This is a genomic window from Roseibacterium elongatum DSM 19469 (genome assembly GCF_000590925.1).
In the GTDB taxonomy this organism is placed as follows: Bacteria; Pseudomonadota; Alphaproteobacteria; order Rhodobacterales; family Rhodobacteraceae; genus Roseibacterium; species Roseibacterium elongatum.
On record NZ_CP004372.1, the window covers coordinates 2,227,069 to 2,250,385 of the forward strand.

22 protein-coding genes are annotated in these 23,317 nt (G+C 68.7%); 10 read left to right on the forward strand and 12 right to left on the reverse strand.

Annotation, left to right across the window (positions count from 1 at the left end; genetic code table 11):
• Positions 1-101: 101 nt before the first annotated feature.
• Positions 102-1,289 carry an aminotransferase-like domain-containing protein gene (locus ROSELON_RS10835; RefSeq protein WP_025312417.1) on the reverse strand — a complete coding sequence of 396 codons (1,188 nt, stop codon included), beginning with the start codon at positions 1,287-1,289 and terminating at the stop codon, positions 102-104.
• A gap of 186 nt (positions 1,290-1,475) precedes the next feature.
• Between ROSELON_RS10835 and ROSELON_RS10840 the strand changes: the two genes are divergently transcribed.
• From ROSELON_RS10840 to eutC, 3 genes are all read left to right on the forward strand, one after another.
• Positions 1,476-1,871, forward strand: a complete 396-nt coding sequence (locus ROSELON_RS10840) for a hypothetical protein (RefSeq protein ID WP_025312418.1) — start codon at positions 1,476-1,478, stop codon at positions 1,869-1,871.
• Positions 1,872-2,003: 132 nt separating this feature from the next.
• Positions 2,004-3,380 carry an ethanolamine ammonia-lyase subunit EutB gene (locus tag ROSELON_RS10845; protein ID WP_025312419.1) on the forward strand — a complete coding sequence of 459 codons (1,377 nt, stop codon included), beginning with the start codon at positions 2,004-2,006 and terminating at the stop codon, positions 3,378-3,380.
• A gap of 52 nt (positions 3,381-3,432) precedes the next feature.
• A complete protein-coding gene (gene eutC / locus ROSELON_RS10850; protein WP_281172864.1) occupies positions 3,433-4,128 on the forward strand; it encodes an ethanolamine ammonia-lyase subunit EutC in 696 nt (231 codons plus the stop codon).
• Positions 4,129-4,136: 8 nt separating this feature from the next.
• On the opposite strand, the gene ROSELON_RS10855 is transcribed toward eutC, so the two are convergent.
• Complete coding sequence (locus ROSELON_RS10855; RefSeq protein WP_245605329.1) at positions 4,137-5,489, reverse strand: NAD(P)/FAD-dependent oxidoreductase; 1,353 nt, start codon at positions 5,487-5,489, stop codon at positions 4,137-4,139.
• Between the two features lie 104 nt (positions 5,490-5,593).
• On the opposite strand from ROSELON_RS10855, the gene ROSELON_RS18440 reads away from it, so the two are divergent.
• The 5 genes from ROSELON_RS18440 to ROSELON_RS10875 all read left to right on the forward strand — a co-directional run bounded on the left by ROSELON_RS18440 (position 5,594) and on the right by ROSELON_RS10875 (position 9,790).
• Positions 5,594-6,016, forward strand: a complete 423-nt coding sequence (locus ROSELON_RS18440) for a hypothetical protein (protein ID WP_198020750.1) — start codon at positions 5,594-5,596, stop codon at positions 6,014-6,016.
• Positions 6,017-6,023: 7 nt separating this feature from the next.
• Positions 6,024-6,404 carry an aspartate dehydrogenase domain-containing protein gene (locus ROSELON_RS18445; RefSeq protein WP_198020751.1) on the forward strand — a complete coding sequence of 127 codons (381 nt, stop codon included), beginning with the start codon at positions 6,024-6,026 and terminating at the stop codon, positions 6,402-6,404.
• 102 nt (positions 6,405-6,506) lie between these two features.
• Positions 6,507-7,493 (forward strand): membrane dipeptidase, encoded by a 987-nt coding sequence (locus ROSELON_RS10865; RefSeq protein WP_025312422.1) that lies wholly within the window; start codon positions 6,507-6,509, stop codon positions 7,491-7,493.
• A 27-nt stretch (positions 7,494-7,520) separates the two neighbouring features.
• Entirely contained in the window at positions 7,521-9,179 is a 1,659-nt protein-coding gene (locus tag ROSELON_RS10870) for a hypothetical protein (protein WP_025312423.1), read from the forward strand.
• Positions 9,176-9,790 carry a DUF3726 domain-containing protein gene (locus ROSELON_RS10875; protein ID WP_025312424.1) on the forward strand — a complete coding sequence of 205 codons (615 nt, stop codon included), beginning with the start codon at positions 9,176-9,178 and terminating at the stop codon, positions 9,788-9,790. Before ROSELON_RS10870 ends, ROSELON_RS10875 begins: the two co-directional genes overlap by 4 nt.
• A 44-nt stretch (positions 9,791-9,834) precedes the next feature.
• Here the strand turns inward: ROSELON_RS10875 and ROSELON_RS10880 are convergent, their stop codons facing one another.
• Genes ROSELON_RS10880 through ROSELON_RS10905 form a run of 6 tightly spaced genes read right to left on the reverse strand, consistent with a single transcriptional unit; the run spans position 9,835 to position 16,996 of the window.
• Positions 9,835-10,776 carry an ABC transporter permease gene (locus tag ROSELON_RS10880; RefSeq protein WP_025312425.1) on the reverse strand — a complete coding sequence of 314 codons (942 nt, stop codon included), beginning with the start codon at positions 10,774-10,776 and terminating at the stop codon, positions 9,835-9,837.
• The gene (locus tag ROSELON_RS10885) at positions 10,773-11,816 is read right to left on the reverse strand and encodes an ABC transporter permease (protein ID WP_025312426.1); all 1,044 of its coding nucleotides are present in this window, start codon (positions 11,814-11,816) and stop codon (positions 10,773-10,775) included. The genes ROSELON_RS10880 and ROSELON_RS10885 overlap by 4 nt, the downstream gene beginning before the upstream one ends.
• Positions 11,806-13,323 (reverse strand): ABC transporter ATP-binding protein, encoded by a 1,518-nt coding sequence (locus ROSELON_RS10890; protein ID WP_025312427.1) that lies wholly within the window; start codon positions 13,321-13,323, stop codon positions 11,806-11,808. Before ROSELON_RS10890 ends, ROSELON_RS10885 begins: the two co-directional genes overlap by 11 nt.
• Entirely contained in the window at positions 13,320-14,678 is a 1,359-nt protein-coding gene (locus tag ROSELON_RS10895) for an amidase (protein ID WP_025312428.1), read from the reverse strand. The genes ROSELON_RS10890 and ROSELON_RS10895 overlap by 4 nt, the downstream gene beginning before the upstream one ends.
• A gap of 10 nt (positions 14,679-14,688) precedes the next feature.
• A complete protein-coding gene (locus ROSELON_RS10900) occupies positions 14,689-15,672 on the reverse strand; it encodes a BMP family protein (protein WP_025312429.1) in 984 nt (327 codons plus the stop codon).
• 31 nt (positions 15,673-15,703) lie between these two features.
• Positions 15,704-16,996, reverse strand: coding sequence for an amidohydrolase family protein (locus ROSELON_RS10905; protein ID WP_025312430.1), 1,293 nt, complete (start codon positions 16,994-16,996; stop codon positions 15,704-15,706).
• Positions 16,997-17,354: 358 nt separating this feature from the next.
• Between ROSELON_RS10905 and ROSELON_RS10910 the strand changes: the two genes are divergently transcribed.
• Positions 17,355-17,924, forward strand: coding sequence for a cytochrome b (locus ROSELON_RS10910; protein WP_025312431.1), 570 nt, complete (start codon positions 17,355-17,357; stop codon positions 17,922-17,924).
• Positions 17,925-18,005: 81 nt separating this feature from the next.
• On the opposite strand, the gene ROSELON_RS18740 is transcribed toward ROSELON_RS10910, so the two are convergent.
• Genes ROSELON_RS18740 through ROSELON_RS10925 form a run of 4 tightly spaced genes read right to left on the reverse strand, consistent with a single transcriptional unit; the run spans position 18,006 to position 22,618 of the window.
• A complete protein-coding gene (locus ROSELON_RS18740; protein WP_245605330.1) occupies positions 18,006-18,173 on the reverse strand; it encodes a VOC family protein in 168 nt (55 codons plus the stop codon).
• A 2-nt stretch (positions 18,174-18,175) separates the two neighbouring features.
• Positions 18,176-18,457, reverse strand: a complete 282-nt coding sequence (locus tag ROSELON_RS18745) for a VOC family protein (protein ID WP_245605331.1) — start codon at positions 18,455-18,457, stop codon at positions 18,176-18,178.
• Positions 18,458-18,485: 28 nt separating this feature from the next.
• The gene (locus ROSELON_RS10920; protein ID WP_025312432.1) at positions 18,486-21,545 is read right to left on the reverse strand and encodes an efflux RND transporter permease subunit; all 3,060 of its coding nucleotides are present in this window, start codon (positions 21,543-21,545) and stop codon (positions 18,486-18,488) included.
• Positions 21,546-21,556: 11 nt separating this feature from the next.
• Complete coding sequence (locus ROSELON_RS10925; protein ID WP_245605332.1) at positions 21,557-22,618, reverse strand: efflux RND transporter periplasmic adaptor subunit; 1,062 nt, start codon at positions 22,616-22,618, stop codon at positions 21,557-21,559.
• Between the two features lie 330 nt (positions 22,619-22,948).
• Between ROSELON_RS10925 and ROSELON_RS10930 the strand changes: the two genes are divergently transcribed.
• Positions 22,949-23,314: a winged helix-turn-helix domain-containing protein gene (locus ROSELON_RS10930; RefSeq protein WP_025312434.1), complete on the forward strand. Its 366-nt coding sequence runs from the start codon at positions 22,949-22,951 to the stop codon at positions 23,312-23,314.
• Positions 23,315-23,317 lie beyond the last annotated feature (3 nt).

Consider the following 23,317-nt stretch of genomic DNA (forward strand, 5'->3'; position numbering starts at 1 on the left):
GCGATCCATGGTGACCTCTTGAACATGTCGCGTTGGACCCTACCGGTAAAAAACGGCTGAATTTGGATGAAAATTTGCCGAATTCGCTGCACTTGGCCGCGTCATGCATGGCGCTTCAGGGCATCGCCCAGGGCGGCGATCCCGGCGACGATGCGATCTTCGGGCTGCGCCGAGTAGTTGAAGCGCGCGTGGTTGGGGCGTGGGTCAACCGGGAAAAAGCTGCCGCCGGGCACGTAGGCGACGCGCGCCCGGGGCAGGGCGACATCGCGCATGAAGACGGTGGCGTCGAATCCCTCGGGAAAGGTCGCCCAGGTGAACAACCCGCCCTCGGGGTCGGTCACCGTCACATCCTGCGGGAAATGCCGACGGATCGCGTCCAGCATGACCTCTTTCTTGCGGCCATAGGCATGCCGCAGATCGGCGATATGCGCGTCGAGATCGTGGCGGTCCAGAAACAGGCTGGTCGCCGCCATGTTCAGGGTCGAGGTCTGGGTATCGGCGGCGGTCTTGAGCAGTTTGAGCTTGTCGAGATACGGCGCCGCGGCCAGCGCCCATCCGACGCGCAAACCGGGGACGAGGACCTTGGAAAACGACCCCAGGTGGATCACGCGCCCTTGCGTGTCGAGCGATTTCAAACTCGGCAGGGGGTTACCCGCAAAGCGGATCTGCCGATAGGGCGAATCCTCGAGCACGACAACGTCATGGCGGTTCGCCAGGTCGATCAGGCGCTGGCGACGTGCCAGCGACAGGGTGACCCCGGTGGGGTTCTGAAATTCGGGGATCGTGTAGATCATCCGCACCTTCGGCGTGGTGGTCAGCACCTCTTCCAGCCTGTCCATGCGCATCCCGTCGGCATCGACGGGGATGGCCGCATAGCGCGGTCGTGCCGTGTCAAAGGCGATCCTGGCCCCCAGAAAGGTTGGGTCCTCGGTCACGATCACGTCGCCGGGGTCCACCAGCATCCGCGCGGCAAAGTCCAGCCCCTGCTGGCTGCCTTGCAGGATCAGCACCTCCTCGGCGCGGCAGGGCGTGCCGTCGCGCTGCATCAGGTCGGCCACCTGTTCGCGTAGCCGCGGCAGGCCGTCCGAGGGCGCATATTGCATGGCCAGACCGCCCGGCGCGCGGATCACCTCGGAAAACACCGCCTCCAACGCGGCAACGGGAAAAAGCGTGGGGTCCGGGTAGCCGCCCCCGAAGGAGATGATCGACGGGTCGGCGCCAAGGGCCAGCAACTCTCCGATGGCGTTGGGGGTGACACGCGCCATTCGGGCGGCGAAATGTGGGGTCATGGCGATGCCTGAGAACGCGGTTTCCCCCAAGGGACACGCAACGGCGATCCGACGCAAGGGGGCTGTTCCGGCATGACCCCGATCAAGGCGGGGCACGCGCGGCACGCCGTAAACTGATCGCACACGAGGCCGCCCGCGACAGGCGGCCTCGGATCGGGCAGACGCAACTGAGGGGAGGATCGGATCATGCGTTACGGGATCGGGCTGGGCGGCGTCGCGCTGGCGCTGGCGCTGGCGGGCTGCATGGAGGCCGAAGAGCCGCCGACCGGCGCAGAGGATTTCGTGGCCCTTTGCGCCACCTGCCATGGCGGCGCCGGGGCGGGGGACGGGCCGGCCGCGATCGGGGTGACCCCGCGCCCCGCCGACCTGACGCTGCTGGCGGCGCGCAACGGCGGCACGTTTCCGATGCTCGAGGTCATGGCGCGGATCGACGGCTATACCAGCGATACGGGCACCATGCCCGAGTTCGGCCTGCTCTTCGAAGGCGAGCTTGTACCGTTCGAGACCGAGCCGGGCGTCATGACGCCCACGCCGCCCCGGCTGATCGCGCTGGCCGAATATATCGGCACCCTGCAGCGCTGAGGGCTGTGGCGGCTGCCTGCGATTTGGCTGCCGCGCGCAGGATATGCCGTGCGTTTGGGCAACAGGCGGCTGTGTGGCGCGATGGCCCGGTGGGGGCTTGTCGCAGGGCGTTCCGCGTGATCCTCTGATGCCATGGGGTATCGCACGGATATCAACGGGACACGCTTCGGCTTTGCCTCGCTCAAGGGGCTTCTGGCCAAGGCAACCCCCGAACGCAGCGGCGACGCCCTGGCCGGGATCGCCGCCGAAGGGCCGGTCGAGCGTATCGCGGCGCAGGTCTGTCTGGCCGATGTGCCGTTGCGCGATTTCCTCGACGACGTGCTTGAACAGGATGGCGATGCGGTCACCGCGCTGATTTTCGAGCAACATGACATGGCGCGTTTCGCGCCTGTCGCGGCCTTTACCGTGGGGCAGTTTCGCGACTGGCTGCTGGACCCCGCCACCACCGGTGCGCAGATCGCCGCGATTGCCTGGGGCCTGACGCCGGAAATGGTGGCGGCCGTCAGCAAGATCATGCGCGCCCAGGACCTGATCGCGGTCGCCGCCAAGCTTGAGGTCGTGACCCGCTTTCGCTCGACCATCGGGCTGCGCGGGCGGATGTCGACGCGCAATCAGCCCAACCACCCCACCGATGACAGCCGGGGCATTGCGCTGGCCGCGCTGGACGGGGTGCTGATGGGGGCGGGCGACGCGGTGATCGGCGTGAACCCCGCCACCGACAGCTTGCCCGACTTTATCCGCATCTGCGAGGTGCTCGAGGCCATCCGCACCCAGCTCGACATTCCCACCCAGCATTGCTGCCTCGGCCATGTCACCACCGCCATCGCCGCGATCGAGGCCGGCGCCCCCGTCGATCTGGTCTTTCAGTCCGTCGCAGGCTCGGAAAAGGCGAACGCGGGCTTTGGCGTGACGCTGCCCCTATTGGACGAGGCTTATGATGCCGCCACCGCGCTGGGCCGCGCGCCCACGGGGGCGAACGTTATGTATTTCGAGACGGGGCAGGGCGCGGCCCTGTCGGCCGAGGCCCATCACGGCATGGACCAGCAGACCATCGAGGCGCGCGCCTATGCCGTCGCCCGGCGCTATCGGCCCCTTCTGGTGAACACGGTCGTGGGGTTCATCGGGCCGGAATACCTGGCCGATGGGAAACAGATCATCCGCGCGGGGCTGGAGGATCATTTCTGCGGCAAGCTCCTCGGCCTGCCGATGGGGGTGGATATCTGTTACACCAACCATTCCTATGCCGATCAGGAGGATATGGATATCCTGCTGACAACGCTGGCCGCGGCTGGGGTGAATTTCGTCATCACCGTTCCCGGCGCCGATGACATCATGCTGAATTACCAAAGCCTTGCGTTCCACGACGCGCAGTTCATCCGCGACACGCTGGGCCGCCCGCCGGCACCCGAGTTTGCCGGGTGGATGGCGGCCAACGGCATCGGCACGCCCGAGGTGACCCTGCCGACGCTCGAGGCGGCGCTGGGCCAGCTGCGCCTGCCCGCAGCATGAGTGACCGGCCCACCATATCGCGCGACGACATCCGCGCGCTCACGCAGGCGCGATTGACCTTTGGCGCGCGGGGGCGGCGCTGAGCACCGGCAGCACCCTGGATTTCGCGCTGGATCATGCGCGGGCGCGCGCTGCGGTTCTGGCCGATCTGGATGTTGCCCGGCTTGGCGCGGCGCTGAACCGGGCAGGGCTCGGGCATCTCGCCGTGGTCAGCCGGGCCGACACGCGCGACACCTTCATCCGCCGCCCCGATCTGGGTCGCGGCCTGCCTGATGATGCGGCGTTGGGGGGGCTTGGCCCCATCGACGTGGCACTGGTCCTGGGCGACGGGTTGTCGGCGACGGCGGTACATCTGAACGGGGTGGCGTTCATTGCGGCGCTGGCCGACCGTCTGGCCGGGATCGGGTTACACACGGGGCCGGTCGTGCTGGCGCGGCAGGCCCGCGTGGCGCTGGGCGACAAGATCGCCGGCGCCTTGGGGGCCGAAACCGTGGTGATGGCGCTCGGCGAACGCCCCGGCCTTTCGGCGGCGGACAGCCTTGGGGTCTATATCACCCATCGGCCGCGGCCCGAGACACCCGACAGCGCGCGCAACTGCATCTCGAACATCCGGGATGCGGGGCTGGGCGTCGACGCGGCGGCAGACCAAACCGCCCGGCTGATCGAGGCGATGCGCGCGACAGGCAAAAGCGGTGTGGCCCTGACCCGGGCGCTGTCCGGGGCGGCGGCGCTGCCGCCCGAGGGCTGAGGGCCGCCTCAGCCGCGCAGGAAACCGCGCGTGGACCGGTAAGGGCGAAGCGGCATGTTCGGGTGCCGCCCCTCGGCCAGATCCGCGATCAGGCGCCCCGTGATCCCGCCCAGTGTCAGGCCCAGATGCTGATGGCCAAAGGCATGCAGAATGCGCCCCGATTGCACGCTCGGGCCGATCACCGGCAGGCTGTCGGGCAGGGTCGGGCGATAGCCCAGCCAGCTGGATGCCGGTTTCGGCAACGGGCCCAGCATCTCGTGCCCACGGCGGTCAAGATAGGCCAATCGGCGGGCATTGACCGGGGCGTCAAGGCCGCTGATTTCGACTGTACCGGCCAGCCTCAAACCCCGCCCCATGGGTGTGGCATAGAACCCGCCCTCGGCCCAGCCGACGGGGCGGGTCAGCCTCTGCGCCTCGCCGGGGAACAGCAGGTGATAGCCGCGCTCGGTCCCAAGGGGCAGGTGCTCGGCCCCCGATCCGGCGATGCGGCGGGAAAAGGCCCCGGCGGCGATCACGACATGCCCGGCCTCGATCCGCTGGTCGCCCGCGACCACACGAACGGCATCGGGGCCCGCACGCGTGGCCGACACCGCCGCGACCAGCGTTTCTCCGCCAAGCGCGGTGAAGCGGGCGTGAAACCTTTGCACCAGCGCCTCGGGGTCTGTGACATGGCGTGCCTCGGGGTAATGGACGGCCCGCCGGATCGGCAGGGCCAGTCCCGGCTCCATGGCGGCGGCGGTTTCGGGCGAGACCTCGGTCAGCGCAACGCCCAGATCGCGACGCAGGGAAAGGCCGGCCTCGGCGGCGCGTGCGGCGCGCGCGGTGGACCAGACGGTCACCTGCCCGCGGGCAACCACCAGGTCCTCGGCCCCCGCCTCGGCGATCAAGGGGTTCACCCCGGCATCGGCATGGGCCAACAGACCCGCCAGATGCCCCGCGATCGCGCGCGACCGCGCCCCCCGGCAATTGGCCAGAAAGGCCAGCATCCAACCGGGATGGCGCAGCGCATGACGGTACGAGATCGACACCGGGCTGTCGCCCCCGAAGATCAGGCGCGGCAGGTCGCGCAGCACCGAAGGGTCGTTGACCGGCAGGCAGCCATAGGTCGCCAGCGTGCAGGCATTGCCCGCACTGGTACCCGACCCCGGCGGCGCCGGATCGATCAGCACCACGCGATGCCCGCGCATCCGCGCCCAGAGCGCGCAACTGGTGCCCACGATCCCCGCGCCGACAATCGCGATATCGACATCCGTCATGCTGCCCCGCCCGATCCCGATGCCACCTTGGCCATGTGGCGAACCCTCGGGCAGGGTGGCGGCGATTTCAATGCGAAACCTGTGGCCCGAGGCGCGGCGCAGCATGAAACGCCCACCTGGCGAGGTCGAAACCGGTTGCCAGATCGGGGCCACCCATGATGCTATCCGGCCCGGGCAGCCAGGGCATGTGCGGGGGCGCGGGACGGCGAATGCATCTTGGACTCATCGGATACGGCAATATCGCGTGGGGTCTGACCGATCTCCTGGCGGAGGAGCCGCTGGATCGTCTGACCGTGCTGGTGCGGCCCGGCACAGTTGTACGGACACGGCAGGCCCTTGCAGGCTGTCGCGCCGCGGAACGGTGTCAGGTGACCGGCGATCTGTCGGATCTTTTGTCTGACGCGCCCGATCTGGTCGCGGAATGCGCGGGCCATGGCGCTGTCTCGGGCCCGGTGCCGCAGGTCCTGCAGGCGGGTGTGCCGGTGATCGTGGTCTCGGTCGGGGCGCTGGCCGACGACGCCCCTGGCCCGGTCCCTTCACCAGGCCGCCGAGGCGGGCGGCGCGCCCCTGATCCTGCCTGCGGGGGCGATCGGGGGCATCGACCTGCTGTCGGCACTTGCGCCGGCGGGTGATCTGTCGGTGCGCTACCAAGGGGTCAAACCGCCCGCCGCCTGGCTGGGCACGGCGGCCGAGGCAAGCCTCGATCTGGATCGGCTGGATGCGCCCACGGCCTTTTTCAACGGCTCGGCGCGCGAGGCCGCGTTGACGTACCCCAAGAACGCCAATGTTGCGGCGACCTTGGCGCTGGCGGGGGCGGGGTTGGATGCAACCCGGGTCGAACTGATCGCGGACCCCGCCGCGACCGGCAACCGCCACAGCTACGAGGTGACCTCGCCCGTGGCGCGGTTCCGGGTGCAGATCGACAACGCGGCGTCGGGCGGCAATGCCAAGACATCCATGGCCACGATCTACAGCCTGCTGCGCGAGATCAACCGCCGCCGCAGACCGGTGGTGATCTGAGCGTGCACGCCCCCCGCGGTGTGCGGCCCCGTCCAGAAAACCGTTGCCAACCGCCCCGTGAGGGGGCGAGGCTGCATCGGGGACGATCAGGAAACGGGGCTCATGGCCGCACCGCATGTCATCGACGGGCTGCAATACGCCAACTGGTCGGAAAAGGTGTTCCGCCAGATGCGGGCGGGCGGCGTCGATGCCGTGCATGTCACCATCGCCTATCACGAGATGTTCCGCGAGACGGTCCTGAACATCGAGGCGTGGAACCGCCGTTTCGAAAGGTTCCCGGACCTGATCTGCCAGGCCTTCACGGCCGACGACATCCGCGCGGCCAAGGCGGCGGGTCGCACCGCCATCGCCTTTGGCGCGCAGACGCCCGCCCCGATCGAAGATGATATCGGGCTGGTCGAGATCCTGCACCGCCTGGGCCTGCGCTTCATGCAACTGACCTATAACAACCAGTCCCTGCTCGCGACCGGCTGCTACGAGGATCGCGACGCGGGCCTGACCCGGATGGGCTGCGAGGTGGTGGCCGAGATGAACCGCGTCGGCATGGTCGTCGACATGAGCCATTCCGCCGAGCGCTCGACGCTCGAGGCGATCGAACACAGCCGCCGCCCCATCGCCATCACCCATGCCAATCCCGCGCGCTGGCACCCCGCCCGGCGCAACAAATCCGACACGGTTCTGCGCGCCCTGGCCGAGACGGGCGGCATGTTGGGGGTCTCCCTCTATCCGCATCACCTGCGCGGCGGCTCGCGGTGCACGCTGGACGATTTCTGCGCAATGGTGGCCGACACAGCCGACCTCATGGGGGTCGCGCGGATCGGGATCGGCAGCGATCTGTGTCAGGACCAGCCCGACAGCGTCGTGGAATGGATGCGCGTCGGCCGCTGGACCAAGAAGATCGACTATGGCGAAGGGTCCGCGGATGCGCCAGGCTTTCCGACGATGCCCGATTTCTTCGCCGACAACCGCGATTTTCCGCGCCTTGCCGCCGGGCTGCACGCCAAGGGGTTTTCAGATGCCGAGGTGGCGGCGATCATGGGCGAGAACTGGCTACGGTTTTTCGACGACAGCTTCGGGCCCGCCGCATGACCCAGATGCCGCCCCCCCGATCAGGTCATGGGACTGCCGCGGCTGGGGGCGGCGCATCAGACACGGCTCAGCTTCATGCGGGTGCTGCTGCGCGGCCTGCGGCGACAGGGCTGGCAGGTGGATCGCCCCCTGTGGGAGATCGACGCGCGTGGCGTCGGGCGGGCCGTCTACCGGGCGAATGGGCCGGATGGGGCCTTTTCGCTCGTGGCCTTCGCCCATGACCTGCCGGAGAAAATGCGCTCGGACCGCGTGATCGCCGAGGCGTGGGACGCCACCTTTGCCCTGGTCGACGGCACGCCCGGCACGGCCGATCTGGACCGGCTGGCCGCCAATGTCCCGCTGCAGGAGGCAGGGCGCGTCAGCGACCGTGAACTCGTCCTGTCGCGGGCCAATCGCTCGGTCCGCCTGTGGGATCATGTCGTCAGCCGCCTTGCCGCCGGGCGCCAGCCCGACCCCGACCGGATCGATGCGGTGGGCTACCTCATGCGGACCACGGCGGTGTATGGCTCGGGCAAGTTCGGGGCGGCCGATTTCGGCGCCTTGCGCGGGCGCGGATTGCTCGACGGCCCGTTTCGGGCCGAAATGCTGACGGTCTGGCTGATCCGGGCCTTTGTCATGGACCTGGTCGAGCATCTGGCCGCCGCGCAGGGCGGGGCGGGGGCCGCGCGGCTGGATCCGGCCCTGCGCCGCCGGTTCGGGATCGGCAATTCCACCGGCCTGGGCATGGCGCCGTTCCTGGTCAATCATCCTGCTCTTCTGGATGCGTGGATCACGGCGCGCGAGACCGCCCTGTCGCGTGTGCGCGCCTTGCCCGAGGCCGATGAAGGGACACGCGCCGCTTTCGAGGGCGCGGTTCGGCGGGTGCGCGGCACACTCGATCAGTGGCCTTCGGCGCATCCGGTGCAGCGGGGCAAGATCGACGATCTGCGCCGCGATCTTGCGCGGTTGACGGCGCATCTGGCCGCCGGGTGCCTGGTGTCGCCACATCCATGGGAGGCGCTTTGGCGGTGGGCCGAGGGGGGGCTGAGCCTCGAGGGGCAGGAACTGGTCGTGGCCCTGATGATCGAGCCCCATGGCGCGGTGGTCGACGATCTGGCCGAGACCATGGGCGCGGACGAGATGGCGGGTTTTCCCATCGACGGGGCCGAGACGGTAGGGGCGTTGTCGCGCCTGCTGCGGGCGCAATACGGATGGGCGCTCGATGCCAACCCTGCGCGGCCCGAGGCCCGCGCGCGGTTCTGGTATGTCTCCGCAGCCAAGCGCGAACCGCGTCTGGGCGAGCGGGCACGCGACGCCGGCGCCGCCCTGCAAGACCCGATGGACATGGCCCACCGCGCCGTTGCGCTGGCCGCCGCGCTGGACAGTGTCGCGCCCGAGATGTCGGTGGGCGACTTCCTTGCCACCCGGCCGCAGCACCGCCGCATCCTGCGTCGCGTCCAGATGGCCCGCGCGGCCCCCTATGCCGAGATCCGGGGCAACCTGCTGGCGGCCGACATGGTGCCCATCGACATGCTGCGGTTGAAGCTGGCGTTTTTCGGGGCGACACGGTTTGACCCGCGCTCGGATCGCTGGGTGCGGATCACAATGTATCAAAACGCCCCGTTCCCCGACGAGTTGCATGACCTGCCCGAGGATGACTGGGCCTATCCGCCGATCCGGCAGGCCGTTTCGGACCCCGTGTCATGACCGACATCAGCCGCACCCTGTCCGAGATCCGCGCCACGGCCACACGGGCCGCGCGCGGCGCAGGCTGTGCCTGGGGCATGGCCGAAGAGGCCGGTCTGGCCGTGCATGTCCTGGAACGCCACGGGATGCCGGGTGTGGCGGTGCTCGCCGCGCTGTTTGATACCCCGCGCGCCTGCGCCTGTTTCGGTCTGGACGCGCCGGTGCCCCTGCCGGCCTGCGGTCTGTCGGCGATGGTGGCCCTGTCCGACCATTTGCCGTCGCTGACCGTGCCAACGGGGCAGGTGGCCGCGCCGCTGCTGCTGGCAGCCCCCTTGCTCTTGCGGGGTGCAAACGGGGGCGGGGCCTATCGGCTGGCCTGGGCCGGTGCCTCGGTCATCTGCGCGCCGGGCGGGGCCGTGGCGACGGGCGACCTTGCGGCCCCGATGGCCAGCGAGGTCAGGCTGACAATGACGCAGCCCCCCGATCGCGTCACGCCGCCCGATTGGCGCGCGCGCCCTGTCGGGGCGGAGGACTGGGCGCGCCTGGAGGCCTTGACCGCGCGGACCTACGTGCCCGACAGCGCGACCTCGCGCGCGGCCGGGGCCGGTCCGGACGCGGGCGATACCGACTGACCGCGACGCTGACACTCCGGCCCGTGCGGTGCCTTTCCCGACCCTCAGCGCTCGCCCCGGCGATAGGGGGTCATCAGCGCCTCGGGCACCTCGGCCCGACGGGCCACCAGCACCAGCGCGACGATGGACAGCACGTAGGGCGCCATCAGGAACAACTGGTAGGGCACGCCCTCGACCACCGTTTGCAGGCGCAACTGGTAGGCGTCGAAAAACGCGAACAAGAGGGCGCCGATCAGCGCCTTGCCCGGCCGCCAACTGGCGAACACCACCAGCGCGATGCAGATCCAGCCGCGCCCCTGCACCATCTCGGGAAAGAACGAGTTGAACGCCGCCGTGGTCAGGAAGGCCCCGCCCAGCCCCATCAGGGCCGAGCCCGCCATCACCGCGCCGATGCGGATGCGGATCGGGTTCAGCCCCTGGGCCTCGACCGCGTGGGGGTTTTCGCCAGTCATGCGGATGGCCAGACCCAGCGGCGTGCGCGTCAGCACATAGGCCATGACCCCCACCGCCAGCAGCGCCAGATAGGTCGGGGCCGTCTGCCCGAAGAGGACCGGCCCGATGCCGGGGATGTCCGACAGGCCGGGAATGTCCAGTGGCTGGAACGGCGTGATCGTGGGCGGCGTCTCGCCCACCGTGACGATCAGGCGATAGAGGTAATAGGCCAGCGCCGAGGCGAACAGCGTGATGCCCAGGCCCGAGACATGCTGCGACAGACCCAAGGGCACGGTCAGCGTCGCGTGCAGCAGGCCCATCACCGCGCCCGCCGTCGCCGCCACGGCCAGCCCCATCCACAGATCGCCGCCCAGATAGACCGTCAGCCAGCCCACCATCGCGCCCATTGTCATGATCCCCTCGATCCCGAGGTTCAGCACGCCCGCGCGTTCGCACAAGAGCGCGCCCAGAACGCCAAAGATCAGCGGCGTGGCGATGCGCAGCACGGCAGCCCAGAGAGAGGTGTTCAGCAAGAGCTCCAGCGCTTCGGTCATCGGCGGATCCTGTATGTGGTGAACAGCAGCGCAACCAGCATGGTTAACAGCGACAGCGCCACGATCACGTCGGCGATGAAGCTGGGCACGCCGGTCGCGCGGCTCATGGCGTCGGCGCCGACGAACACGGTGGCGACAAAGATCGCCGCCGCCACAACGCCCGCGGGGTGCAGCGCGGCCAGCATCGCCACCACGATCCCCGCATAGCCGAAGCCCGGCGACATGGTGGTGGTCACGCCGCCGGTGACGCCCATCACCTCGACCGACCCCGCCAGCCCCGCCAGCGCCCCCGACAGCAGTGCCACTCCCATGATCGTGCGCGGCAAGGATATCCCGGCAAAGGCGGCGGCGCGCGCGTTCAGGCCGGCCGCGCGCGTCTCGACGCCAAAGACGGTGCGCGACAGCACCAGCCAGACGATCCCGGCGGCGGCAATGGCGAAAAGCAACCCGATATGCAGCCGCGTGCGCGCGATCAGGTCGGGCAGGCGGTAATCGCCATCCACCGGCACCGATTGCGGCCAGCCAAAGGCCAGCGGGTCGCGCAACGGCCCCTCGATCATCAGGCCGACGAACAGGATCACGATGAAGTTCAGCAAGAGCGTCGTCACCACCTCGTCCACGCCGAAGCGCAGCCGCAAAAACGCAGGCCCTGCCAGCAGCAGCGCGCCCGCCACCATGCCGCAGACCATCAGAACGGCCACGCCGATCGGCCCGGGCAGGTTCAGCGAATGGCCGATCCATGCCGTCACCAGCGCCCCGATGAAGAACTGCCCCTCGCCGCCGATATTCCAAAGCCGGGCGCGAAACGCGACGGCGGCGGCCAGCCCGGTCAGGATCAGGGGCGTGGCGCGCGTCAACATCTCGGTCACCGACAGGCGCGAGCCGAGCGCGCCGCGCAGCATCTCGCCGTAGGCGGTCAACGGGTTCACCCCTGCCGCAAGGATCAACCCCGCCGCCAGCGCCAGCGCGGCGAAAACGGCGGCCAGCGGCGCCCCGGCGACCAGCGCCAGGGGCACGGTTTCGCGTCTTTCAAGCCGCATCGGTTTCCTCCCACACGCCGGCCATCATCAGGCCGAGGCGCCGCGCATCCGCCTTGTCCGAGGGGATGGGTTTTGACAACCGCCCCTTCACGATGGCCTGGATGCGATCCGACAGGGCCACGGCCTCTTCCAGCTCTTCCGAGATCAGCAGGATCGCCGCGCCCTCGGCGCGGGCGGCCAGCAATTCCTCATGCACCGCGGCGATGGCCCCTTCGTCCAGGCCGCGCGTTGGCTGGTTGGCCAGGATGAACTTCGGCCCCGTCGCAAGGCATCGGCCCAGGATCAGCTTTTGCATGTTCCCGCCCGAGAGCAGGCGGATGCGCGTGTCGGGCGTGGCCCCACGAACGTCGAAGCGCCGGATCAGGTCGCTGGCATGGGCGCGGGCGGCGGCCTGCCTGACGAAGCCGCGAGAGGAAAAATCCGCCGTGCGCAGCCGTTCCAGAACGGCGTTCTCCCAGACGCTCATCTCGCCCACCGCGCCCTCGGCATGGCGATCCTCGGGGACGCGGGCGGCCCCGGCCCGGATCAGGCCGCGCGGCCCCAGATGCCCCACATCCGCGCCGTCAAGCGACAGCCGCCCCGCGGCCGGATGCGCCAGCCCCGACAGAAGCGCGCCGAGCGCACCCTGCCCATTGCCGGACACACCCACGATGCCGAGGATCTCGCCGGCATGGACGGTGAAATCGACCGTATCCAACCGCGTTTCGCCCTCGTCGACAACACTGACACCCTCGGCGCGCAACACCGGCGCGCCGATGCCGTGATCGTGACGCACGGGGCGTTCGACCTTGCGGCCCACCATCAACTCGGCCAGTTCCGCCGGGTTGGTACGGGCGGTCTGGCGCTCGGCCACCATGCGGCCCCCGCGCAGCACCGCCACCCGGTCCGAAGCGGCCATCACCTCGTGCAGCTTGTGGCTGATGAAGATGATCGACAGCCCGCCCTCGGTCATGCCGCGCAGGGTTTCGAACAGGCGCTGCGCCTCGGGGCGGGCCAGAACGGCTGTCGGCTCGTCCAGGATCAGGATGCGCGCGTCGCGATAGAGCGCCTTGAGGATTTCGACGCGCTGACGCTCGCCCACCGACAGGCGCGCCACCTTGGCCTCGGGCACCACCGGCAGGCCGAAGCGCTCGGAAATCGCCATCAGTTTCGCCCGCGCCGCCGCACGGCCCGACCGCAGGCGCGACAGCGGTTCCGACCCCAGCATGACGTTCTCCAGAACGCTCAGGTTGCCGGCAAGTGTGAAATGCTGGTGGACCATGCCGACACCGGCCTCGATCGCCGCGCGGGGCTTGCCGGGGGGGAGCGCTTCTCCAAAGACACGCACGTCGCCCGCGTCTGCCGCGTAATGGCCGAAAAGGATGTTCATCAGCGTCGTCTTGCCCGCGCCGTTTTCCCCCAACAGGGCAAGGATCTCACCCTTGGCCAATGACAGCGACACTTCGTCATTGGCGGTCAGCGCGCCAAAGCGCTTGGTGATGTGGTCGAGGTCCAGAACAGGGGTCATTGCGGCATCCCGGCGATGGGGGCGGGGTAGGGGATTGGCGGCAGGGCGTCAACGATCCGCGCGGCGAGCCTCTGCAGCGCCGCATCGGACCCCATCGGCCCCATCAGTTGCACGCCGACGGGCAAGCCATCGGCCATCCCGGCTGGAATTGCCAGCGCGGGCAGGCCGCAGACATTGGCGATGGCGGCGTTCGGGGCCATGGCTTCCATCGCGGCCAGATGGGCATCGACATCTGTCGCGGTGAAGTCGAAATGCCCGATCTCGGGCGGCGGGCCGGACAGGATGGGCATGAGGATCGCGTCGCAGCGGTCGAACAGCGCCCATCCGAAATGGGACAGCTGCGCCACCTCTCGCGTCATGGCAAAGGCTTGCGTGCCGGTGATTGCCACGCCGCGCGCGCGGCATGCGGCGATGAGGGGCGAAACCTCGGCGTCGGGCACGCCGAGGGTGTCGAGCCACTCGGCCTGGCTGAGCGACAGGATGCGGCCCGCAAGCGCATGGCATTTCGCGCCGAGCGCATCGGGGGCGTTGATTTCCATCACTTCGCAGCCGGTTGCGGCGAACAGCTCGGCGGTGGCGCGGGCGGCGTCCTGGTCGGCGGTGCTGCATCGTTGGGCCAGGGCAAGGGCGATGCGCGGGCGCCTGGGCAGTGGAAGTTCTGCGGCGTCGGCCGACACACCGCGCGCCTCGCTCGCGGTCAATTCATAGGCCGTGGCCACGTCGCGCAAGGAGCGCGCCAGCACGCCGTCGCCTGCTACGCCCATGAGGTTGTTGAAGAACCCCGGCCCCTGCGGCAGCGCCCCGCGCGAGGGTTTCAACCCCCACAGCCCGCAACAGGCGGCAGGCACGCGGATTGATCCCGCCGCGTCGGTGGCATGGGCCAGCGCGACGATGCCGCCCGCGACCGCCGCCGCCGCGCCGCCAGACGATCCGCCGGGTGTGCGGGTGGGGTCGAACGGGTTGCGCGCGGGCAGCACCTCGGGCGGTTCCGCCGACAGGGCAAAGCCGAATTCCGGCACGGTGCTAAGGCCAAAGGGCAGGGCGCCCGCTGCGCGCAGGCGGGCGAAAAACGGGCTGTCCTCGTCCGGGTCGCTTAAACGCGACCGCAAGGCGGGCGACCCGGCGCAAGCCACAAGACCCTGCGTCGCCGCGCCCAGATCCTTGCCCAGCATGGGCACGCCGCAAAACGGGCCGGGCGCGGCGGCCATGCCCAACGCCACCTCGCGCGGCAGCAGGCGTGCGACAGAGCCGAGGCCCGATTGGGCCTCGGCGGCGTCATGGCTCGACGCCATGGCAGACCGGGCGGTAATCCGCCCGGCCGCGATATGTCCGGCCAAAGCCGTGGCGTCGCTCATCGGGGGCTGGTCAGGCCGGTTCGCTGGCGTCGATCGGCACCTCGAATTCGCCCGACTGGATCATGGCCTGCTTGGCCTCCATCGCCGGGACGGCCTCGGCCGGGACCATGTCGGCGACATAGATCAACTCGTTCCCGCCATATTGCATGAAGGAATACTCGGTATAGTCGCGGCCGACCGGGTTGCCCGCCTGGATATCGGCGACGATGGCCTCGATGGTGGGGCCATAGTTCCAGATCGCGTTGGCAAAGACCGTTTCGGGGTAGCGCGGGGTATAGTCGATCAGGCTGCCGATGGCCTTGACGCCACGCGCCTGCGCGCCGTCGGCGGTGCCGATGCGTTCGCCGAACAGCACATCCGCGCCCTGGTCGATCTGGGCGATGGCCATTTCCTGCGCGCGCGCCGGGTCGAACCACGCGCCGATGAAGCCGTTGAGGAACGTGGCATCGGGGTTCACCTCGGTCACACCCATGCGGAAGGCGTTGATCAGCAGGTTCACCTCGGGGATCGGGTAGCCCCCGACGGACCCGAAGGTGCCGGTTTCCGACATCGCGCCCGCCAGCATGCCGGCCAGATAGGCGGCCTCGTGGTTGCGGGTGCCGAAGACGCCGAAATTCTCGCCCTCCGCCGCCCCGGACGAGCCCATGAGGAAGGCCGTTTCCGGGTAGTCGGCGGCCACTTCGCGCGCCTCGCGCTCGACGGCATAGGCCTCGCCCCAGACCAGTTGCGCGCCACTTTCGGCATATTCGCGCATCGCGCGGGGGTAGTCGGTGGCGGCGACCCCTTCGGAAAACTCGTACTCGATCAGGCCCGAGGCGGCGGCCTCTTGCATGGCCAGATGGATGCGGCTGTTCCACGCGTTTTCCACGGGGCTGGCATGCACGCCCGCAACGCGGATCGTGGTTTGCGCATTCGTGCGGCGGATATAGGCGGGCAGCGCCAGCGTGGCGGCGGCCCCCATCATCAGCGTGCGGCGGGTGGTTCTCAGGGACATGGCAGCATCCTTTCCTGTTGGGTTTGCTTGGTTATTTCTGTTCGGGCGGCGCGTAGTCGGCAGGGTCGAGCCGCATCGGGCGGTCGGGCAGCGACAGCGCGGCCACGCGCGGCGCGGTGCGGGCAAGGATGCGCCCGTGCTTGATGACGGCAAGGCGCGTGGCCTTGAGGCGCACGGCCTCGATCTTGTCGCGGGCCTGCAGCACGACCATGTTCGCCGGGCCGCCCACGCGCAGGGTCGGGTCGGGCAGGCCCATGGCCGCAGCGCCCCCAAGCGTGACGCTGTCGAACGCCCATCCCATCGCCTCGCGCGAGGTCATGGGCGCGGCATGGATGCCCATATGCGCGACCTCCAGCATGTCGGCCGAGCCCAGCGGATACCACGGGTCCATGGTGCAATCCTGCCCGAAGGCGACATTGACGCCCGCTGCGCGCAACTCGGCCACGCGGGTCAGGCCGCGCCGACGGGGGTAGGTGTCGGATCGGCCCTGCAGCGTGATGTTGATCAACGGGTTCGGCACCACGTTCATGCCTGATTCCGCGATCAGGGGGATCAGCTTGGACGCATAGTAATTGTCGTAGGAATGCATCGCGGTGACATGGCTGGCCACCACGCGATCCCCCAGCCCCAGGCGCGTCGCCTCGGCGGCCAAGGTTTCCACGTGGCGCGACATCGGATCGTCGCTTTCGTCGCAATGCAGATCGATGCGCAAATCACGCTCGGCCGCGATCTGGCACAGGCGTTTCACCGACCGCGCGCCATCCTCCATCGTGCGCTCGAAATGGGGGATGCCGCCCACCACGTCAACGCCCATGTCCAGCGCGCGCAACAGGTTCTCTTCGGCGCCCTCGGCGCGGAACAAGCCGTCTTGCGGAAAAGCCACCAGTTGCAGGTCGATGTAGGGGGCGACCTGTTTGCGGACCTCCAGCAGGGCCTCGACGCCCACCAGCGGCGCGGTCGAGACATCGACATGGGACCGGATGGAAAGGAGCCCCTGCGCCACGGCCAGATCGCAGTATTTCAACGCGCGCGCGATCACGGCCTCGGGCGTCAGCAGCGGCTTCAACTCGCCCCAGAGCGCGATGCCTTCCAACAAGGTGCCCGAGACGTTCAGGCGAGGCAGCCCAAGGCTGAGCGTGGCATCCATGTGGAAATGCGGGTCGACAAAGGGCGGGGCCACAAGCCGCCCGCCCGCGTCGATCACCTCGGGGGCCTCGGCCGCGATATGCGGGGCGATATCGGCGATTCGATCGCCCTTGATCCCGATATCGACCGTGCCCGCCCGGTCGGGCAGGCGGGCGCCCGTGATGATCAGATCCAGCATATCCCCCGGTCCCCTGTTTTTTGACCATACGGTAAACTCAGCGTGAGCGGACCCCAAGCAAAATCGTGCCGGCGGCGGCCCGGCGCCGTCTTGACCGTTTTTTGTCACCGCCCGCCATGGGGCCTGCCGCTTTGCTACGCAGATCGCGCATCGGCTGTCGGGCAGGCGGCCCGAAAAATCCACTCCGGCGGCGACGGAAACGGCAGGTGCCATCGTGAAAGGGGTTCATGCGGGGCGACGGGTCGCGTTTCGGGACCCGTGGATACGGCGTACCCGTCCGGGGAACGACCACCCCAGAGACAGACCCCGTCCGGACCGGGCGGGGCAAGACGATGTGGACTGGTTGAAAGGAAAGATCATGAGTTTCAAGGACACGCCCGCGCGGCTGAGCCACATGACCGTGGCGCTGCATTGGATTATCGCCATCGCTTTCATGGCGATGCTGGCCTTTGGCCTTTATCTCGAGGGGCTGCCGCGCGGGCCTGAAAAGGGCGCGTTGATGGGGCTGCACAAGTCGGTGGGCCTGATCATCCTGGGGCTGGCGGCGCTGCGCATTCTCTGGCGCTTGGCCAATGGCATGCCGCGCCCCGTGGGCCATGAGGGCAAGGGCGCGCGCCTGGTTGCGGGGGCGGTACATGTCCTGCTGCTGATCGGGACGGTGATGATGCCGGTCTCGGGCATCCTGATGGCCGTGGCCAGCGGGTCGGGCCTGGATATCTTCGGCTGGGAACTAGTGGCGGCCACCCGCGGCACCGAGGGCTTTGTCGCGAACGAGGCCCTGGCCGCGCGCGCCGGCGGGATGCACGCGCTTGGCGGCTGGGTGATGATTGGCGCGGTCGGTCTGCATATCGCCGCGGCGATCAAGCACCACGCGGTATCGCGCGACGGCACCTTGCGCCGGATGATGGGCCGCACGGTCGGGGCCTGACCCTCGGGTGCGGCCGAAACAGGGCAGGGCGGCTACCCGGCCGCCCTTTTGCCTGTGTGGTCACGGGTCCCGCTCAGGGCATCATGCCGCGACCCAGTCGGGGTCCTTGGCGACGAGTTCGACGGTATTGCCGTCCGGATCGAAGGTGAACACCCCGCGCCAGCCGATCCAGTCGAAGGTTTCGACCGTGTAGTCGCGGCCGAGATGCTCGTACCAGGCGATGACGGCCTGCTGTTCCGACCACGGCACGGTCAGCGCGATATGATGCAGCGAGGATCCCGCGCCGGTCGCAGGCGGGGCCGCGCCCCCGCGCGTGCGTCCCGCGCCCTCGATATCGTGGCGAAACAGCGCCAGAACCGCCGTATGCCCGCCAACCCTTCGGCGATGCGGAAAAAGACGATCGGCTGCCCCTCGGGCTCGCGGATCGGCTCCAGCCCGACCACGTCGCGGTAGAATGCGACCATGGCCGGCATGTCGCGGCAGCGAATGGCGATCTCGCCCAGGGCGCGTACCTTGAAATTCCGTTTTGCCATGTCGGTCCTCCGCCGTTGTCGTGACGGCTCAGGCCGCTGACGCCGTCCCTTCGGACGCGCGCGCCTTGCGTTCCGAGCGCGAGAAGAAGATGTCATAAAACACCGGGGCTGCAACCAGCGTCAGGATCGAGGCGAAGGCCAGGCCGCCCATGATCGTGACCGCCATCGAGACGAAGAACGCATCCCCCAACAGCGGCGCCATCCCCAGGATGGTCGTGCCCGCAGCCAGCAGGACCGGCCGCAAACGCGAGACCGACGCGCTGACGATGGCCTCGCGCAGGGGTTTGCCCGTGGCCCGTGTCAGGTCGATCTCCTCGACCAGGACGATGCCGTTCTTGATCAGCATCCCCGACAGGCTGAGCAGACCCAGAAGCGCGGTGAAGGAAAACGGCAAGCCCGTGCCCAGCAGGCCGATGGCCACGCCGTTGACCGCCATCGGCACCAGCAGCCAGATGATCAGCGGCTGGCGGATCGCGTTGAACAGCAGGACCGAGATCAGCACCATGATCAGCGCGGTGATCGGCAGTTGCGCGCCCAGACTGGCATTGGCGTCAGACGAGGCCTCGAACTCGCCGCCCCATTCCATCCGGTAGCCAAAGGGCAGCTCCATCGCCTCGACGGCGTCGCGGATCTGGGAATGCACCTCGGCGGCCGTGCGCTCGGGCGGGATCGAGGCGCCGACCGTGATGGTGGGCAGGCGATCCTGCCGGCGGATCAGGGTGTTCTGAGCCTCCACGCGGAACCCGTCCACGACCTGTTCCAGCGGCAAGAGCGTCTCTCCGTCCTGCGCGACGACGGTCTGGTCCAGCACGCCGACCCCGGCCTCGGGCGCGACGCGCAGGATGATCGGGATGGATCGTTCGCCCTCGCGATAGGTGCCCGCGGGCACGCCATCGGTGGCAAAGCGCACGATCTGGGCCACGTCATCGCGGCTGACACCGGCGGCCTGCGCGCGGTCGGTGGCATAGTTGGGGCGCAGCACCAGCTCCTGTTCGCGCCAGTCCACGCGCGGGGCCAGGATATCGTCCGAGGCGTTCTCCATCACCGAGATGGCCTGATCCGCCAGGTCGCGCAGCACTTGCGGGTCGCTGCCGGAAAACCGCACCTCGATCGGGCTGCTGCCGCCGGGGCCGAAGACCAGCCGCTCGGTCCGGAACTCGCCATCCGACAGGTTTTCCGCCGCGAAGGCCTCGAGCGCCGCGCGCAGGGGCGGGATCTGGTCCAGCGTCTGGGTGCGCACGATCAGATGGCCATAGGCCGGGTTGGGCCGTTCCGCGCTGTAGGTCAGCAGGAACCGCGTCGCGCCCTGACCGACGAAACTCGAAACATCGACCACCTCGTCGCGCTCGGCCAGAAAGCCTTCGACCATGGCCATGCGCTCGGACGTCACGTCGATCGGGGTGCCCTGCCGCATCGTGTAATGCACGAAGAAGAGCGGCGTGTTCGAGTTGGGAAAGAACTGCTGCTTGACCTGGCCGAAGCCCACGTAACAGGCCGCCGTCACCGCGATCAGTGCGACAACCACCAGCCAGCGCACCCGCAAGGCCCCGCGCAACAACGCGCCATAGGCCCGGAACACCATGCCGCCATAGGCGTCATCGGCATTCTCCTCGCCCTGCTTGAAGAAATAGTGCCCCAGAAGCGGCGTGACCGTGATGGCCAGAATCCACGACAGCAGCAGCGAGATGCCGATCACCGCAAACAGCGAGAACAGGAATTCGCCGGTCGAGTCGGGGCTGAGGCCGATCCCGGCGAAGGCCATGATGCCGATGACGGTCGCCCCCAGCAGGGGGATCTGCGTCTTGCCGGTGGCCTCGTCGGCGGCCTGGCGCGAGGTTCGGCCATGCGCCATGGCCACCTGCATCCCCTCGGCCACGACGATGGCATTGTCCACCAGCATGCCCATCGCGATGATCAGCGCACCAAGCGAGATGCGCTCCATCTCGATGCTGAACAGCGCCATGAACAGAAGCGTGCCCACCACCGTCAGCAGCAGGGTCGTGCCGACAACGATCGCGGCGCGCGGCCCCATGAAGACGCCCAGAACCAGCACGACGATGCCCACCGACATGGCCAGGTTGATCAGGAACCCGGTCGAGGCCTCGTCCACCACCACATGTTGCTGGTAGATCGGCTGCAACTCCACGCCATAGGGGATTTCAGGGGCCAGTTCGGCCAGGCGCGCATCGACGCGGTTGCCCACATCGACGATGTTTTCATTGTCCAGCCCCGCCACCCCGAGGGTGAAGGCCTCGCTGCCGTTGAAACGCACGATCAGGTCGGGGTTGTCCTGCCGCCCGCGACCGACCTGGGCGATGTCGAACAGGTTCAGCACCTCGCCGGCCACGCCGATGGACAGGCCGGCGATTTCGCTGACACTGTCCGATCCCTCGGGCCGCTGGATCGTGGTGCGCGCGGTCTCGCCATCTATGGCGCCCGCATCGGCGACCGAATCCGCCTCGGCCAGCGCCTGGGCGATGATCTGCGGATCGACGCCCAGATGGGCGCTGATGGTCAGGTCCGGTTCGACGAAGATCGCCTCGTCGGGCAGCCCCGCCACCGCGACATCGGCCACCCCGTCCACCACCAGCAGTTCGCGGCGCAGGAAGGTGGCCAGTTCGTGCCGCTCGGCATCGGTGAACCCGTCCGCGGTCACGGCGTAGAAAATGCCGTACACATCGCCGAACCCGTCATCGACCACCGGCGTGCCGGCCCCCTCGGGCAGGGCGCCCGAAACATTCTCGATCTCTTGCCGCAGGGCGGTCCAGATCTGTGGCAACTCCTCGCCCCGGATCGTGTCGTCCACTTCGACATCGATGCGCGACACGCCGGGCCGGTTGATCGAGGTGATCTGGCTGACCTCGCCCATGCTCTGGATCGCCGCCTCGAGCGTTTCGGACACCTCTTCGGCGACTTCCTCGGCGCTGGCGCCGGGGTATTGGGTTACGACGACCGCCTGTTTGATGGTAAAGGCGGGGTCTTCCAGCCGCCCCAGCGAGAGAAAGCCCCAGATTCCCCCGAACAGGCAAATCAGGATCACGATCCAGGTCAGGATCGGCTTGTCTATGGACGCGCGCGCGATGGTCATGGGCCCGCCCCTCAGTTCGCAAAGCCGGCAAAGCGGCGCACGGTTTCGCCATCACGCACCGCATGTGCGCCCGTGCTGACGATTTCGCTGCCCGCCTCGATCCCCGACAGGATTGCAAAGGCCCCGTCGCGCATCGGGGCGATCTCGACCTCGACCTGCCGGACGGTGCCCAGATCGGCCCCGGTGGGGGTGAATTGCATGACATAGGTGCGCCCGTCATTGCCGATGCGGATGGCGGCCGCGGGAACGATCAGTTGGCGCTCGGCCAAGGGCAGACGCGCCAGAACGGTAACCGAGCCGCCCGGCAGCACCACGAGATCGTCGGGCCGCGGCATGCCCAGTGTCAGGCGATAGGTCTGGCCGACAGCCGATGCCTCGGCGTTGAACTCGCGCAACCCCAGCGGATAGGTCCTGTCGCTGGCGGGAAAGCGGGCCATCAGCATCACGTTCTCGGCCTGCCCGGCGCGCTGAAACAGCACCTCGGGCACGTCGATCTCGACGCGGATCTCGGACATGTCATGCAGGCGCACGACGGGTGTTCCGGCGCTGACGGTGGTGAAATTGGCGACGTTGCGGCTGGCCACCAGCGCATCGAACGGGGCGTGCAGCGTGGCGTTTTCCAGCGAATACTCGGCGTTGCGCAGGGCCACGCGGGCCAGGCCAAGCGCGGTCTCGGCATCCTCGCGCGCGACCTGCGACACCGAGCTGGTCAACTGTTCCAGGCGGGCAAGCTCGCGTTGGGCCTGATCGTAGTTCAGTTGCGCCTGCTCGAGGGCCAGTTCGAACGGTTCCAGATCGAGCTGCGCGATCATCGCGCCCTCGGCGATCTCGGCCCCTTCCTCGGCATCGAAGATCTCGATCTGCCCCGCGACCTGAAAGGCCAGATCGACCGTCTGGCGTGCGACCACCTGGCCGAAGAACTGTCGCGTGATCCCGTCGGCCCCGTCGCCGACCGTCATCAGGCGCACGGGCCGGATCGTGTCACCGGGCGCGTCGTCTTGCGCAGCCGCGGGACCCGAGATGGCGAGGGCCGAGATGAGACACATAAACAGGGAACGGCGGCGCAACGACATGGGCGACTCCTCGGGGCGATGATCACGGAAGCCATGCACATAAGCGGCACCGTGCGTTTTGTGTAGCGCTTGATGTGAAACAGAAATCACATCGCCGCGCCTGCGGCATCCGCCCGTCCCGCACGCGCGCCATCCGGTGCCGGTGCCCCGCCACGCCGGAAAAACCCATTGCGCGCGGTCCCCCGCCGGGGCCAGAAACACGCCAAGGCCAACTGGGCGGCACAACCCAACGGGGCGACCCATGTCACATACCATCGGCAAAAGACGTGCAAGACGGGTCCCCATGCGCGGTGGTCCCACCCTTGGGCATGACCGGCCGGACCCGGGCGGATGAGCCGGGCTCCGAACCCGCGCTTGCGGCTGCGTCTCGTGATCGGGGCGGCCCGTTTCGGCCCCGGCAAGGCCGACCTGCTCGAGGCGATCCGGGACACCGGGTCGATCGCCGCGGCCGGGCGGCGCCTTGGCATGAGCTACAAACGCGCCTGGAGCCTGGTCGAAGAGATGAACGACGCCTGGCGCGCGCCCCTGGTGGCATGCGTGCGCGGCGGCGCGCAGGGCGGCGGCGCGGCCCTGACAGGGCAGGGCGCACAGGTGCTCTCCCTCTATCGACGGCTTGAACACCGCGCCGCCCTGGCCGGCGCCGACGAGATCGCGGCCCTTGCCGATCTGTTGGGCGATATGTCCGATGGAAAATAACGC